This window comes from Pseudomonas parakoreensis (genome assembly GCF_021602155.1).
Classification (GTDB): domain Bacteria; phylum Pseudomonadota; class Gammaproteobacteria; order Pseudomonadales; family Pseudomonadaceae; genus Aquipseudomonas; species Aquipseudomonas parakoreensis.
The window spans coordinates 129,179-143,635 of the sequence record NZ_BQHY01000001.1 but is presented as its reverse complement, the minus strand read 5'-3'; the positions used below and the strand labels follow the sequence as shown (position 1 = coordinate 143,635).

At 60.5% G+C, this 14,457-nt stretch carries 14 protein-coding genes; 7 read left to right on the top strand and 7 right to left on the bottom strand.

Going from position 1 to position 14,457, the window contains the following annotated elements; genetic code table 11:
• The first annotated feature begins 34 nt into the window (after positions 1–34).
• The 6 genes from L6D63_RS00620 (at position 35) to L6D63_RS00595 (ending at position 6,551) form a co-directional block, all read left to right on the top strand.
• Entirely contained in the window at positions 35–949 is a 915-nt protein-coding gene (locus L6D63_RS00620; protein WP_027613532.1) for an ABC transporter permease subunit, read from the top strand.
• Positions 950–952: 3 nt separating this feature from the next.
• Complete coding sequence (gene livM / locus L6D63_RS00615; protein WP_041065627.1) at positions 953–2,254, top strand: high-affinity branched-chain amino acid ABC transporter permease LivM; 1,302 nt, start codon at positions 953–955, stop codon at positions 2,252–2,254.
• Positions 2,251–3,123 (top strand): ABC transporter ATP-binding protein, encoded by an 873-nt coding sequence (locus L6D63_RS00610; RefSeq protein WP_041065624.1) that lies wholly within the window; start codon positions 2,251–2,253, stop codon positions 3,121–3,123. Before livM ends, L6D63_RS00610 begins: the two co-directional genes overlap by 4 nt.
• Complete coding sequence (locus tag L6D63_RS00605) at positions 3,120–3,836, top strand: ABC transporter ATP-binding protein (protein ID WP_131670987.1); 717 nt, start codon at positions 3,120–3,122, stop codon at positions 3,834–3,836. The genes L6D63_RS00610 and L6D63_RS00605 overlap by 4 nt, the downstream gene beginning before the upstream one ends.
• Positions 3,837–4,682: 846 nt before the next feature.
• Positions 4,683–5,447 carry an SDR family oxidoreductase gene (locus L6D63_RS00600; RefSeq protein ID WP_047291000.1) on the top strand — a complete coding sequence of 255 codons (765 nt, stop codon included), beginning with the start codon at positions 4,683–4,685 and terminating at the stop codon, positions 5,445–5,447.
• A gap of 198 nt (positions 5,448–5,645) precedes the next feature.
• Positions 5,646–6,551 carry a cation diffusion facilitator family transporter gene (locus L6D63_RS00595; RefSeq protein ID WP_131670988.1) on the top strand — a complete coding sequence of 302 codons (906 nt, stop codon included), beginning with the start codon at positions 5,646–5,648 and terminating at the stop codon, positions 6,549–6,551.
• 130 nt (positions 6,552–6,681) lie between these two features.
• Here L6D63_RS00595 and L6D63_RS00590 read toward each other — a convergent pair whose 3' ends face one another.
• The 7 genes from L6D63_RS00590 to L6D63_RS00560 all read right to left on the bottom strand — a co-directional run bounded on the left by L6D63_RS00590 (position 6,682) and on the right by L6D63_RS00560 (position 11,949).
• A complete protein-coding gene (locus tag L6D63_RS00590; protein ID WP_131670989.1) occupies positions 6,682–7,815 on the bottom strand; it encodes an AGE family epimerase/isomerase in 1,134 nt (377 codons plus the stop codon).
• Between the two features lie 179 nt (positions 7,816–7,994).
• Positions 7,995–8,567: a HupE/UreJ family protein gene (locus L6D63_RS00585; protein WP_047291003.1), complete on the bottom strand. Its 573-nt coding sequence runs from the start codon at positions 8,565–8,567 to the stop codon at positions 7,995–7,997.
• Positions 8,568–8,594: 27 nt separating this feature from the next.
• Positions 8,595–9,209, bottom strand: coding sequence for an urease accessory protein UreG (gene ureG / locus L6D63_RS00580; RefSeq protein ID WP_047291004.1), 615 nt, complete (start codon positions 9,207–9,209; stop codon positions 8,595–8,597).
• An 11-nt stretch (positions 9,210–9,220) separates the two neighbouring features.
• Positions 9,221–9,895, bottom strand: coding sequence for an urease accessory protein UreF (locus L6D63_RS00575; protein ID WP_047291005.1), 675 nt, complete (start codon positions 9,893–9,895; stop codon positions 9,221–9,223).
• A complete protein-coding gene (gene ureE / locus L6D63_RS00570) occupies positions 9,892–10,392 on the bottom strand; it encodes an urease accessory protein UreE (protein WP_047291006.1) in 501 nt (166 codons plus the stop codon). The genes L6D63_RS00575 and ureE overlap by 4 nt, the downstream gene beginning before the upstream one ends.
• Positions 10,393–10,636: 244 nt before the next feature.
• Positions 10,637–11,269 (bottom strand): TetR family transcriptional regulator, encoded by a 633-nt coding sequence (locus L6D63_RS00565; protein WP_131670990.1) that lies wholly within the window; start codon positions 11,267–11,269, stop codon positions 10,637–10,639.
• A 173-nt stretch (positions 11,270–11,442) separates the two neighbouring features.
• Entirely contained in the window at positions 11,443–11,949 is a 507-nt protein-coding gene (locus L6D63_RS00560) for a hypothetical protein (protein WP_041065594.1), read from the bottom strand.
• Positions 11,950–12,334: 385 nt separating this feature from the next.
• On the opposite strand from L6D63_RS00560, the gene L6D63_RS00555 reads away from it, so the two are divergent.
• The gene (locus tag L6D63_RS00555) at positions 12,335–14,410 is read left to right on the top strand and encodes an AsmA family protein (protein WP_131670991.1); all 2,076 of its coding nucleotides are present in this window, start codon (positions 12,335–12,337) and stop codon (positions 14,408–14,410) included.
• Positions 14,411–14,457: the final 47 nt, after the last annotated feature.

The window sequence follows — 14,457 nt, the reverse complement described above, 5'->3', positions numbered from 1 at the left end:
CGGCGGGCAGGTTCTCATTGCGTGAGATTGCGTTATGGATGGTATTTTCCTGCAGCAACTGGTCAACGGCCTGACCCTCGGGTCGGTCTATGGCCTGATCGCCATCGGCTACACAATGGTCTACGGCATCATCGGCATGATCAACTTCGCCCACGGCGAGGTTTACATGATTTCCGCTTACCTGGCGGCAATCAGTCTGGCTCTGCTGGCTTACTTCGGTATCGAATCCTTCCCGCTGTTGATGCTCGGCACGCTGGTGTTCACCATCGTCGTCACTGGCGTCTATGGCTGGGTAATCGAACGCGTCGCCTACAAACCTCTGCGCAACTCCACCCGACTGGCACCGCTGATCAGCGCCATCGGTATCTCCCTGATCCTGCAGAACTATGCCCAGATCAGCCAGGGCGCCCGCCAACAGGGTGTTCCAACGTTGCTCACCGGTGCCTGGCGCATCGACGTGGGCAGCGGTTTCGTTCAGTTGACCTACACCAAGATCTTCATTCTGGTGGCCGCGTTCGTCGGCATGGGCCTGCTGACCTACGTGATCAAGTACACCAAGCTCGGCCGCATGTGCCGCGCCACCCAGCAAGACCGCAAGATGGCCTCGATCCTGGGAATCAACACCGACCGGGTGATTTCCTACGTGTTCATCATCGGTGCAGCGATGGCGGCTCTGGCCGGCGTGCTGATCACCATGAACTACGGCACGTTCGACTTCTACGCAGGCTTCGTCATCGGCATCAAGGCGTTCACCGCCGCAGTGCTCGGCGGGATCGGCTCACTGCCCGGCGCGATGCTCGGCGGGATCATTCTCGGGATCTCCGAGTCGCTGTTCTCGGGCCTGGTCAACTCCGACTACAAAGACGTGTTCAGCTTCTCGCTGCTCGTACTTGTTCTGGTCTTCCGGCCTCAGGGCCTGTTGGGCCGTCCTCTTGTGTCGAAGGTGTAAGCGATGTCTTCAACCACTCAAAAAAACATCGATATCAAAAAAAGCCTGGTTGAGGCGATTCTGGCCGGCCTTATTGCCTTGATCGTGTTCGGCCCGATTGTCGGTGTCGTGCTCGACGGCTACAGCTTCAACCTCGAACCAACCCGCGTGGCCTGGATCATCGGCATTGTCATGATCGGCCGCTTTGCCTTGAGCCTGTTTCTGCAGACGCCCAAGGGCCTGAAGATCCTCGACGGATTCGAGAGCACCGGTTCCGGTGTGCATGTGCTGCCTGCCGATCACAAATCACGCCTGCGCTGGATCATTCCACTGCTGATTGTGCTGGCGGTGATTGTGCCGTTTGTCTCCAACTCGTACCTGCTGGGCGTGGTCATCCTCGGGCTGATCTACGTGCTGTTGGGGCTGGGGCTGAACATCGTGGTTGGCCTCGCCGGTCTGCTCGACCTCGGTTACGTGGCGTTCTACGCCATCGGTGCCTACGGTCTGGCGCTCGGTTATCAATACCTCGGGCTGGGCTTCTGGACTGTGCTGCCGCTGGCGGCGATCACCGCGGGCCTGGCCGGCTGCATCCTCGGTTTTCCGGTGCTGCGTCTGCACGGTGACTATCTGGCCATCGTGACCCTGGGCTTCGGTGAAATCATCCGCCTGATCCTCAACAACTGGTTGTCGCTGACCGGCGGGCCGAACGGCATGCCGGCGCCATTGCCGACGTTCTTCGGCCTGGAATTCGGCAAGCGGGCCAAGGATGGCGGGGTACCGTTCCATGAGTTTTTCGGCATCGCCTACAACCCGGACGTGAAGTATTACTTCATCTATACGGTGTTGTTCCTGGTGGTGCTGGCCGTGCTGTACATCAAGCATCGACTGGTGAAAATGCCGGTGGGTCGCGCCTGGGAAGCCTTGCGCGAGGATGAAATCGCCTGCCGCTCGATGGGCCTGAACCACGTACTGGTCAAGCTCTCGGCATTCACCATCGGTGCGTCGACCGCAGGTCTGGCCGGGGTGTTCTTCGCCACCTATCAAGGCTTCGTCAACCCGACCTCGTTCACCTTCTTTGAATCGGCGCTGATCCTCGCCATCGTCGTGCTCGGCGGCATGGGCTCGACCATCGGCGTGGTGATCGCAGCGTTCGTGCTCACGGTTGCTCCGGAACTGCTGCGCGGCTTCGCTGAATATCGCGTGCTGCTGTTCGGCATCCTGATGGTGTTGATGATGATCTGGCGACCTCGAGGGCTGATCCGCATCAGCCGTACCGGGGTCACTCCACGCAAAGGTGCCATTCACTATGAGAGGACTGCGCCATGAGTGAAGTCGTACTCTCTGTGGAAAAACTGATGATGCACTTCGGTGGCATCAAGGCCTTGAGCGATGTCAGCCTCAAGGTCAAACGCAACTCGATTTTTGCCCTGATCGGGCCGAACGGTGCCGGCAAGACCACGGTATTCAACTGCCTGACCGGGTTCTACAAGGCCTCCGGCGGCAAGATCGAACTCAACGTGCGCGGCAAGCAGACCAACGTCATCCAGTTGCTGGGCGAGTCGTTCAAACCGACCGACTTCGTCTCGCCGAAAAGCTTCCTCAGTCGCCTGTATTACAAGATGTTTGGTGGCACGCACTTGGTGAACCGCGCCGGCCTGGCCCGGACCTTCCAGAACATTCGCCTGTTCAAGGAAATGTCGGTGCTGGAAAACCTGCTGGTGGCGCAGCACATGTGGGTCAACCGCAATATGCTCGCCGGCATCCTCAACACCAAGGGCTACCGCAAAGCGGAAAGCGACGCGCTGGACTGCGCGTTCTACTGGCTGGAAGTGGTCGATCTGGTGGACTGCGCCAACCGCCTGGCCGGTGAACTGTCCTACGGTCAGCAACGTCGTCTGGAGATCGCCCGGGCCATGTGCACGCGACCGCAGATCATCTGCCTCGACGAACCGGCCGCCGGCCTCAACCCTCAGGAAACCGAAGCGCTGAGCGCGATGATCCGGCTGCTGCGCGACGAGCATGATCTGACCGTGGTGCTGATCGAACACGACATGGGCATGGTCATGAGCATTTCCGACCACATCGTGGTGCTGGATCACGGCGTGGTCATCGCCGAAGGCGGGCCCGATGCGATTCGCAACGATCCGAAAGTGATTGCCGCCTATCTGGGCGCCGACGAAGAGGAACTGGTATGAGCAAACCGATCCTCGAACTCAAAGACCTGGACGTGTTCTATGGCCCGATCCAGGCCCTCAAAGGCGTGTCGCTTGAGATCAACGAAGGCGAGACGGTCAGCCTGATCGGCTCCAACGGCGCGGGCAAATCGACGCTGCTGATGTCGATCTTCGGCCAGCCACGGGCGGCGGGCGGACAGATCCTCTATCAAGGCATCGACATCACCCACAAGTCCTCGCACTACATCGCCTCCAATGGCATCGCGCAGTCGCCGGAAGGGCGGCGGGTGTTCCCCGACATGACCGTCGAGGAAAACCTGCTGATGGGCACCATCCCGATTGGCGACAAGTACGCCAAAGAGGACATGCAGCGCATGTTCGAACTGTTCCCGCGGCTCGAAGAGCGCCGCACTCAGCGGGCGATGACCATGTCCGGCGGCGAACAGCAAATGCTCGCCATTGCCCGCGCCTTGATGAGTCGGCCGAAGCTGTTGTTGCTTGATGAACCGAGCCTGGGCCTGGCGCCGATCGTGGTGAAACAGATCTTCGCCACCCTGCGTGAACTGGCGAAAACCGGCATGACCATTTTCCTCGTCGAGCAGAACGCCAACCATGCGTTGAAGCTGTCGGACCGCGCGTATGTGATGGTCAATGGCGAAATTCGCCTGACCGGTAGCGGTAAAGAGCTGCTGGTGAACGAGGAGGTGCGTAACGCTTATCTGGGCGGGCACTGACCCAATCGTTGTTATGCACAGCCCCGGCGACGCGAGTCCCGGGGCTTTTTACATCTCAAGTTCACACATATCCCCTGTAGGAGCTGCCGAAGGCTGCGATCTTTTGATCCTAAAAACAACATCAAAAGATCGCAGCCTTCGGCAGCTCCTACAGAATTCGTCTTCAAGATCAAGTCGATTCTGAAATTGTGGAAAACAAATTCCCATCGCTGTCAAAGCGCGACATATAGACGCTGCAAATGGCTGTTTTTCCACAGTTTTGACTTGTCCCCGTTTGCTGTGGAGCTGGCTGTGAATAACGTGGGAGTAGCTGGCTGAAGCCCTTGTTTGACGTGGCTTGCAGGCTGGTGATCGCTTTTTGATCAGACGTTTTTGCGGGAGCCGAAGACGCTGTTGTCAACCTTTTTCTGGGCCGCGCAGTAGAGGCAAATCCATGTGAACAAGCCTGTGGATAAGTCTGTGACTAAACTCTGGAAAGACCGCGCTGAGGGCCGTAATTACTGGCCTCGCGCAATCACCGCGCTGACCGGCCGGTCGTGCAAAATGCCATCTCCGGCACAACCGCGGCTTCAGGGTCAAGCAAAAAACTTTCTATTTCCCGCGCAAAGCCTTGTGTGGCGCGGCTTTGCGCGTTTCTACTTGCCCCCGGAAACTGTGGAAGGGATTGTGGATAACGTGCGTGCACATGGCTACAGGCCACGGCAGGTATGGCGTAGCGACGGTTGATCAAAATTTGATCGGAATATGTCCCGGTGCGGGTGTTGCTCGTAAATGCCGGGCCGGGCATGCTGGCTGCTGATTTTCTATTCCAATGGCTGCGCTGGCGGCCGACGCAAGGAGAACACGATGTCCAACACCCTGTTTATTACCGGCGCAACCTCCGGATTTGGTGAAGCCTGTGCCCGTCGTTTCGCCGAGGCTGGCTGGAAACTGGTGTTGACCGGTCGTCGTGCAGAGCGTCTGAATGCCCTGTGCGCCGAACTGTCGGAGCAGACTGAAGTGCATGGCCTGGTACTCGATGTACGTGACCGCAAGGCGATGGAAGAGGCAATTGCCAATCTGCCGCCGTCGTTCGCCAAGCTGCGTGGCTTGATCAACAACGCCGGGCTGGCGCTGGGCGTCGATCCTGCACCGAAATGCGACCTCGACGACTGGGACACCATGGTCGACACCAACGTCAAAGGCCTGATGTACAGCACCCGCCTGCTGTTGCCACGGTTGATCGCTCACGGCCGTGGCGCCGGCATCGTCAACCTCGGCTCCATCGCCGGTAACTATCCGTACCCGGGCAGCCACGTGTATGGCGCGACCAAGGCGTTCGTCAAGCAATTCTCGCTGAACCTGCGCTGCGACCTGCAGGGCACTGGCGTGCGTGTCAGCAACATCGAGCCGGGCCTGTGCGAAAGCGAGTTCTCGCTGGTGCGTTTTGCCGGTGACCAGGAACGCTACAACGCCACCTACGCCGGTGCCGAGCCGATCCAGCCGCAGGACATCGCCGAAACGATTTTCTGGGTGCTCAACGCGCCAGCACACATCAACATCAACAGCCTGGAGCTGATGCCGGTGAGCCAGACCTGGGCGGGGTTTGCCATCGAGCGTAACAAGGCGTAAGACCGCATGATGGCCATCGCTGGCAAGCCAGCTCCCACAGGATCGTCGATATACATAAATCTTGTAATCGACTCGGTACCTGTGGGAGCTGGCTTGCCAGCGATGAGGCCGTAACAGGCAAAACATGGCGATAAGGTAAACTCTCTCCTCAACAACCCCACCGCACCCCGCGGTTTTCAAGGTTTTCGAGGAGTTAAAGTGAGTAACCGAGGTGAGCAGTCGCTGCTCAAACAATCGACCATCCTGATGTTTGCGGTGTCGATTGCCGGGATCGTCACCGGTTTTGTTTCAGGTTCGCAATCCATCCTTTTCGATGGTTTTTTCTCGCTGATCGCAACGTTCATCAAAGTACTGATGTTGATCACCGCCAGGTTGATCGCCAAAGAAAGCAATCATCGCTTCCAGTTCGGTTTCTGGCATCTGGAGCCGATGGTGCTGCTGATCGAAGGCAGTTTCCTGCTGTTGATCGCTATCTATGCGTTTCTTAACGGTGTGTTCGGCATCATCAACGGCGGCCGCGACATCGAGTTGGGGCTGGTGATCATTTATGCGGCGGTATTTACCGTCGTTGAGTTCGCTTACTTCTTCTACGTACGTCGGCGCAATCGCAAACTCAAGTCCAGCCTGATCCAGTTCGACAACATCAGCTGGCTGGTGGACGCGATGCTCTCGGTCGGCCTGTTGATCAGTTTTCTCGCCGCGCTGCTGCTCAAGGCCCAAGGCTTTGAGGAATGGGCGAAGTTTGTTGACCCGCTGATCCTGATCGTCCTGGCGCTGACCATGTTGCCGCCGGCGTTCAAGATCCTCGGCCCGGCGCTGCGCGATGTGCTGGGTATTGCCCCGGATACCCTGGATGACCAGGTGCGTCAGGTCATGGAAGCGGCAAAGATCGAGCATGGTTTCGACGATTACGTGACCTACGTGCAGAAGCACGGACGGGCGCGGTTCATCGAGATTCATGTGGTGTTGCCGGCGGATTATGCGCTGCGCAGCGTGGGACAACTGGATGCGTTGCGCGAGGATATCTCGGCACAGTTGGGCGAGCCGGATGCGGCGCGCTGGTTGACCATCAGCTTTACCGGCGACAAGAAGTGGATTGCCTGATTCAGAGCTGCTGAATCGCCTGTGGCGAGCGAGCTTGCTCGCGCTGGGCTGCGAAGCGGCCCCGGATTTTTGTGAGTGCTGCGCACTCAAGCGGGAGCAAGCTCCCTCGCCACAGGATAAGTTCAGTCGTTCAGTTCAGGTATTCAGCCAGCCCGCTATAGCATGTCGCCAAGTGATAAGGCGTGGTCGACGGCATGTCCTTGCGGCTGACCTCGCCCAGCTCATCCCGGCACTCATGCCACCCGCCCGCATGCAGAAAACGCTGCTGCAGCGCCTGCAACTGGCGCAGCACCGCGGCTTCGCTGTCCGGACGCAAGGTCAGGGCGCGCAAATATTCTGCCTGTGCCCAGATGCGCTGGGTCGAATCTTTCGGTCGTCCATCCAGTTGCAGATCGAGCATCGCCCGCACCGCGCCTGAAGCGTGTTCAACGCCAAATTGCTCGGTGAAAGCGAACGCCCGGTCCAGCGCCGCGTGCAGTTTCGAGCCGCGCAGCAGTGATGACGACTCCAGCAGGAAATACCATTCGAACTGATGCCCTGGCTCGTACCAGTTATCCACAGCTCCCAGCGGTTTCTCCATCAGTACGCCGTGCTGTGGATCGACGAAGTGTTGCTGCATGCCTGTGCATAACTCGACGAGCGCGTGCTGCGTTGGCGCATCCTCGCGCACGGCGAGGGTGGCGAGGAACGCTTCGGCCAGGTGCATCAGCGGGTTTTGCAGCGGACCGCTTTGCAGGTTGCTCCAGTCGCGGTCCAGGTACGCTTCGTACAAGCCATCGCCAGTGGCGAAGCGCTGGCCGATCACTTCCAGCGCAGCGTTGAGCGTGGATTCCACCAGCGGCTCGCGGGACTTGGCCCAGTAATGGGCGCAGGCGAACAGGATGAAGGCGTGGGTGTAGAGGTCTTTGCGCTGATCCAGCGGCTGGCCTTGCGCGTCGATGCTGTAGAACCAGCCGCCGTGCTCGGCATCATGGAAGTACCGTTGCAGCGAGCGGAACAGCGCGGCGGCGCGCACCTCGGCATTATCCACAACCCCGATCAGGCTGGAAAACAGGTACAGCTGCCGTGCGCAGGCCATCGCCCGGTAGCGTTGCGGTGGCAAGGGTTGATGCGTCGCGTCGAGTGCCTCGTAAGGCAGCGCCATGTCGGCGTTCCAGCCCGGGCCTTGCCAGAGCGGCACGATCACGTTCAGAAAGTGCTGTTGCACATCGCTGAACAGGGCGGTCAATTCGGGCAGGGAGGTGGAGCGGCAAGCATGGGGCATTGGCGGACGTCGTCACGGCTGGGGCGATTGCGCGACATGGTAGCAGAGAGACTGCTGTTAGAGTCTCGGTGTCTGATCGGCCGTCATCGCTGGCAAGCCAGCTCCCACAAGGATTGTTATCAACCACAAACCTGTGGGAGTTGGCTTGCCAGCGATGAGGCCGGTTCAGGCGGTATAGATCAGCCGGCCAGCAACCAGGCGCCAGTCACCGCCGAAGCAGCACCTGCCACTCGCACCAACGGCGCAGCAGCCTGCGGCAGAACACGAACCACGGCATAACCCGCCGCATGCAACGCCGCCGTCGCCGCGACAAAACCGGCGGCATACGCCCACGGACTGCTCATGTCCGGCAGCTCCAGGCCGTGCGCCACGCCATGGAACAACGCAAACAGTGCCGTCGCCGCCACCGCCATTACCAGCGGTGGACGCACCGCCAGTGCCACCGCCAGACCCAGCGCCAGCACCGAGGCGGCGATCCCGCTTTCCAGCGCCGGCAGCTCCAGCCCTTCAAAACCGAGCATGCCGCCGATCAGCATGGTGCCGACGAAGGTGCACGGCAGCGCCCAACGCGCCGCACCTTGTTGCTGCGCCGCCCACAGGCCGACCGCAATCATCGCCAGCAAGTGGTCGAGGCCGCCGATCGGGTGGCTGATACCGGCGACCAGCCCACTGTCGCCGTGGCCCGGGTGGGCGAAGGCGAGGGCCGGGGTCAGCAGCAGCGCCACGGCGCCGAGAATGCGTTTGAGTGTCATGGAGAAGCTTCCTTGTTGGTCAATGAATCAGGCGGCGTTCAGCAGGCCTTGGCGTTCGATGAAGGCAATGATGTCGTCCAGGCCCTGTCCGGTTTTCTGGTTGCTGAAGACGAACGGCTTTCCGTTGCGCATGCGCTGGGTGTCGCTGTTCATCATTTCCAGCGACGCGCCGACCAGCGGCGCCAGATCGATCTTGTTGATCACCAGCAGATCGGACTTGCAGATCCCCGGCCCGCCCTTGCGCGGCAGCTTGTCGCCGGCGGAGACGTCGATCACGTAAATGGTCAGGTCTGACAGCTCCGGGCTGAAGGTTGCCGACAGGTTGTCGCCACCGGATTCCACCAGAATCAGGTCCAGCCCCGGAAAGCGTCGGTTCAGTTGATCGACGGCTTCGAGGTTGATCGAGGCGTCCTCGCGGATTGCCGTGTGCGGGCAGCCGCCGGTTTCCACGCCGATGATCCGCTCCGGTGCCAGCGCTTCGTTGCGCACCAGAAAGTCGGCGTCTTCGCGGGTGTAGATGTCGTTGGTGACGACGGCCAGGTTGTAGCGATCACGCAGCGCCAGGCACAGGGCCAGGGTCAATGCGGTTTTGCCGGAACCGACCGGGCCGCCGATGCCGACGCGCAGGGGTTGTGTGTTCATGGTTTGTTCTCCTAAGAGCGAAACAGTCGGCTGTACTGGCGCTCATGCGCCATGCACGCCAGAGACAGGCCGAACGCGGCGCTGCCGATGTGTTCGGGATTAATGCGGGTGGCGTCCTGCTGCGCCTGTTGCAGCAGTGGCAGCAGTTCGCTGGTCAGGCGCTGGGCGGCTTGCTGGCCCAGCGGCAGGGTTTTCATCAATACCGCGAGCTGGTTTTCCAGCCAGCTCCACAGCCACGCGGCGAGTGCATCCTGCGGGTTGATGCCCCAGGCGCGGGCCGCCAGTGCCCAGCCAAGAGCCAGATGCGGTTCCGCGCATTGCTCAAGAAAGCGGCGGGCCGGCGCGTCGAGTTCCGGCAGACCGTTGAGCAACTGCTGCAGCGAGTAACCCATCTGCCGACTCTCCAGATGCAACTCGCGGGTCTCGCGGCTGGCGCGGTGGGTTTCGCAGAGATGCAGCAACTCGGGCCAGTTTTCCTCGGCCGCAGCCTGACAATGGGCGAGCAGCAGCGGCGCCTCGAAACGGGCGAGGTTGAGCAGCAGTTGATCGCTGATCCAGCGCCGGGCGCTGTCCGGGTTGTTCACGCGGCCGTTATCCACCGCCATTTCCAGGCCTTGCGAATAGCTGTAGCCGCCAATCGGCAGTTGCGGACTGGCCAGGCGCAGCAGCGCCCAGGCCGGATTCACAGGCGAACGCCGAACTGATGGAGTTTGGGCGCGTAGTTGAAATCTTCGTCGCCATGCCGCGAATGATGATGGCCGCCGCCGTAGGCACCGTGCTCCGGCTGGAAGGGCGCTTCAATCGCTTCGACCTGCGCGCCGAGCTGTTCGAGCATGGCCTTGAGCACGTAATCGTCGAGCAGACGCAGCCAGCCATCGCCGACTTGCAGAGCGACGTGGCGGTTGCCCAGGTGATAGGCGGCGCGGGTCAGTTCAAAGGCATTGGCGCAGGTGACGTGCAACAGTTGCTCGGGGCGGGCGCAGACACGAACGATGCGGCCGTCTTCGGCCTGCAGGCATTCGCCGTCGCATAACGGCGCCTGACCGCGCTCCAGAAACAACCCGACGTCTTCACCGTCGGCACTGAAACAGCGCAGACGGCTTTTGCTCCGCGCTTCGAACGTCAGGTGCAACTCGGCGGACCAGACAGGTTGAGGGTCGATTCTGCGGTGAATCACCAGCATCGGAAAGCTTCCAGCAGTGGACTGTAGGGAGGGCTAGAGCAAGGGGCTTGCCAACCGGCCGAGATGTAGGAAATCCCTGTCGGAGCGTAGAGGATGTTTCAAGATGTTGCAGGATTTTGGAAGATCTTGGTGCGTGAAGATTTTTACATGCACCAATTTGTGGCCAACAAAAAAGATCGCAGCCTTCGGCAGCTCCTACAGGGGGTTGGTGTAGGGGCTGCCGAAGGCTGCGATCTTTTGCTCTTTACTCGGTGCTGCCCAGCCCTTGCCAGTGCTTGAGGCCGATAAAGATGAAGCGCAGTTGCTGGGTGATCTTCGCCTGGGCAGTCAGATGTTCCGGCAGGGCCTCGGTGGGCGGGTCGATGATGTCCGGCAGGGTGGCGAACACCGATTTGACGATCAGGTCGGCGATCACGCTCAGGCCGGCCGCATCCAGATGTTGCAACTTGGGCATCAGCGTCAGGTCGGCCGCGAGGTCGGCGCTGATGTTCTCGCGCAGACGACCGATCGCCTGACGCACCGGCAGCGAGCCGCCGTACTGCTCGCGGGCGAGAAACAGGAATTGCGAGCGGTTGGCGCTGACCACGTCGAGGAAGATCCGCACCGACGCATCGATAATGCCGCCCATGACGAATTCGTTGTGGCGCACCAGGCGGATGGTCTCGCGGAAGGTCTGGCCGACTTCACTGACCAGCACCAGCCCCAGCTCGTCCATGTCGGCAAAGTGCCGATAGAAACCGGTGGGCACGATGCCGGCGGTCTTGGTCACTTCGCGCAGGCTCAGGCTGCCGAATCCTCGGCCGCTTTCCATCAAATGGCGGGCAGCGTCCATCAGGGCATTGCGGGTCTGTTGTTTCTGTTCGGCGCGGGGCAGCATCGCAAAGGCGTTTTCTTGAGCGGGACAAGCGCCGCACTCTAGCAAATCGGCTTTGCTGGCGTCGAACGGCAGGGGGAATGTCAGCGGTAAAAAGGGGGGGTGCAGGTTGCCAGTGCTGAAAAAGTCAAAAGCCCAATCCGGTGATTGGGCTTTTTTTCCAGGCCGCCATGGGCTTAGCTCAAAGCGCTGTTGCGTTCGATCACACGGTCACCACCACCTTCGGCAACGGCTTGGCCCAGTGGGGTTTTGTCGAAACCGTCTTCGGCAAGGGTCTGGCCTTGTGGGGTGCGGTCACCACCACCTTCAGCGAGGGTCTGGCCTTGTGGAGTGCGGTCGCTGCCATCGGAAGCCAGGGTCTGACCTTGTGGAGTCTTGTCATAGCCGTCTTGCACCAGACCTTTCTCTTCCAGACGATCACGGCCACCTTCTGCTACAGCTTGGCCTTGTGGCGTCTTGTCGTAGCCATCTTGTACCAGGCCTTTCTCTTCCAGACGATTACGGCCGTTTTCAGCCAGGGTCTGGCCTTGTGGCGTGCGGTCGCCGCCATCAGCAGCCACAGTCTGGCTGAACACCGAGTGGCTGGATTTCACTTGTGGGGTAGCCTGATCGGCAGCGGGCAGGGCGAAAGCAGTGCTGGCTAGCATCGACAGGGTAAGGCTGAGCAGTAATTGGCGTTTCATGATGGGTTGCTCCTTGGGAGGGCGATAAAGTGGGTACGAAGCCAATGCTACTCTCGATAAGTCGATATAAAAGTTCATAAACGCAATGGTAATAATCAACAGAATTGATTGTTCTGCCGAGGCGCTCTAGCTCGGGCGTTTGCGGGCGGTGGTTTTGCACCGCAGTGGGTATTTTCGACTCACTCGCGCCTCGCAAATGTGCGGGCAGCGGTAACGCTGTTCGACCAATCAGTCAGCATTCGGGCGATTTTTTGCCACGGAATCTATATTCCGATTAAACCTGCGCACTGTTTGCCAGTCGTAGATTTCATGAGGGCCGCTTTGGCCCGCCGTTTCAGCTGTGCGTCGCGAAGTCGGCGTGCGGTCGTCATCAGGAGTTTTGTGCATGACGCGCACCGGGAAAATCTTCAGTTGGACCTTCGCCATCCTCGTACTGCTGCTGGCGGTACTCGTTCTGATCATCGTGTTCTTCGATTGGAACCGGATCAAACCGCCGCTCAACGCCAAAGTCTCGGAAGAACTGCATCGACCGTTTGCCATCAATGGCAACCTCGCAGTGATCTGGCAGCGCGAGCCGGACGAGGGCGGCTGGCGGGCCTGGGTGCCGTGGCCGCACGTGGTGGCTGAAGACCTGACACTGGGCAACCCGGACTGGTCGAAGCAGCCGCAGATGGTCACCCTCAAACGCGTGGAGCTGCGCATCTCGCCGCTGGCCCTGCTGGCGCAACGGGTGACGATCCCGCGCATCGACCTGACCGAGCCCAACGCGCAACTGCAACGCCTGGCCGATGGCCGCGCCAACTGGACCTTCAAGTTCGACCCCAAAGACCCGAACGCCGAACCGTCGAACTGGGTGGTGGACATCGGCGCCATCGGTTTCGACAAGGGCCACGTCACGCTGGACGACCAGACGCTCAAGAGCAATCTCGATGTGGTGATCGATCCGCTGGGCAAACCGATTCCGTTCAGCGAAATCGTCGGTGACAAAGCCGCGAAAACGGCCCAGGACAAAGGCACCGCGCCGCAGGACTATGCGTTCGCGCTGAAGGTCAAAGGCCAGTACCACGGCCAGAATCTCACCGGCCAGGGCAAAATCGGCGGATTGCTGGCGTTGCAGGACGCGAACAAACCGTTCCCGCTGCAGGCCCAGGCGAAGATCGGCGCCACCAGCCTCGAACTCGCCGGTACGTTGACCGACCCGCTCAACCTCGGTGCCCTCGATCTGCGGCTGAAACTGGCCGGTGCCAGCCTCGGCAACCTCTATCCGCTGACCGGCGTGACTCTGCCGGACACGCCGCCGTACTCCACCGACGGCCATCTGATTGCCAAATTGCATGACGCCGCCGGGGCGAAATTCACCTACGAGCAGTTCAACGGCAAGATCGGCGGCAGTGACATTCATGGCGATCTGACCTACGTCGCCAGTCAGCCTCGGCCAAAACTCAGTGGTGCGCTGCTGTCCAATCAGCTGCTGTTCGCCGACCTCGCGCCGCTGATCGGCGCCGACTCGAATGACAAGCAAAAGGCCCGCGGCGGCGAGAGCAAGCAGCCGACCGACAAAGTGCTGCCGGTTGAAGAGTTCAAGACCGACCGCTGGCGCGCGATGGATGCCGACGTCGAGTTCACTGGCAAACGCATCGTGCACAGCGAAAAACTGCCGTTCACCGACCTTTATACCCACCTGAAACTCAACGACGGCGAACTCAGCCTCGAACCGCTGCGCTTCGGCGTGGCCGGCGGTAATCTGGACGCGCAGATTCGCCTCAACGGTCGCGCCGAACCGCTGGAAGGCCGGGCCAAACTGACCGCGCGCGGGTTCAAGCTCAAGCAGTTGTTCCCGACCTTCGAACCGATGAAAACCAGTTTCGGTGAGCTCAATGGCGACGCCGATATCAGCGGCCGCGGCAACTCGGTGGCCAAGCTGCTCGGCGGCGCCAATGGCCAGTTGAAGATGCTGATCAACGACGGGGCGATCAGCCGCGAGCTGATGGAACTGGCAGGGCTCAACGTCGGTAACTACGTGGTCGGCAAGATCTTTGGCGACAAGGAAGTGAAGATCAACTGCGCGGCGGCGGACTTCGACATCAAGACCGGCCTGGCGACCACCCGGCTGTTTGTGTTCGATACCGAGAACGCGATTATTTACATCGACGGCACGGCGAACATGGCCACCGAGCAACTGGACCTGACCGTGACCCCGGAATCCAAGGGCTGGCGTCTGATTTCGCTGCGTTCACCGCTGTACGTGCGCGGCAAGTTCATCAAGCCGGACGCCGGGGTCAAGGCTGTACCGTTGATGCTGCGCGGGGCGGGAATGGTTGCACTGGGCGTGATCGCTGCACCAGCGGCGGGGCTGCTGGCGCTCGTGGCGCCGAGCGGTGGTGAGCCGAATCAGTGCGCGCCATTGCTGCAACAGATGAAGGCGGGCAAGGCGCCCGTGACCGTCAAGCCAACCAAGTAAAGGCAAGAGCAAAAGATCGCAGCCTGCGGCAGCTCCTACAGGAAGAC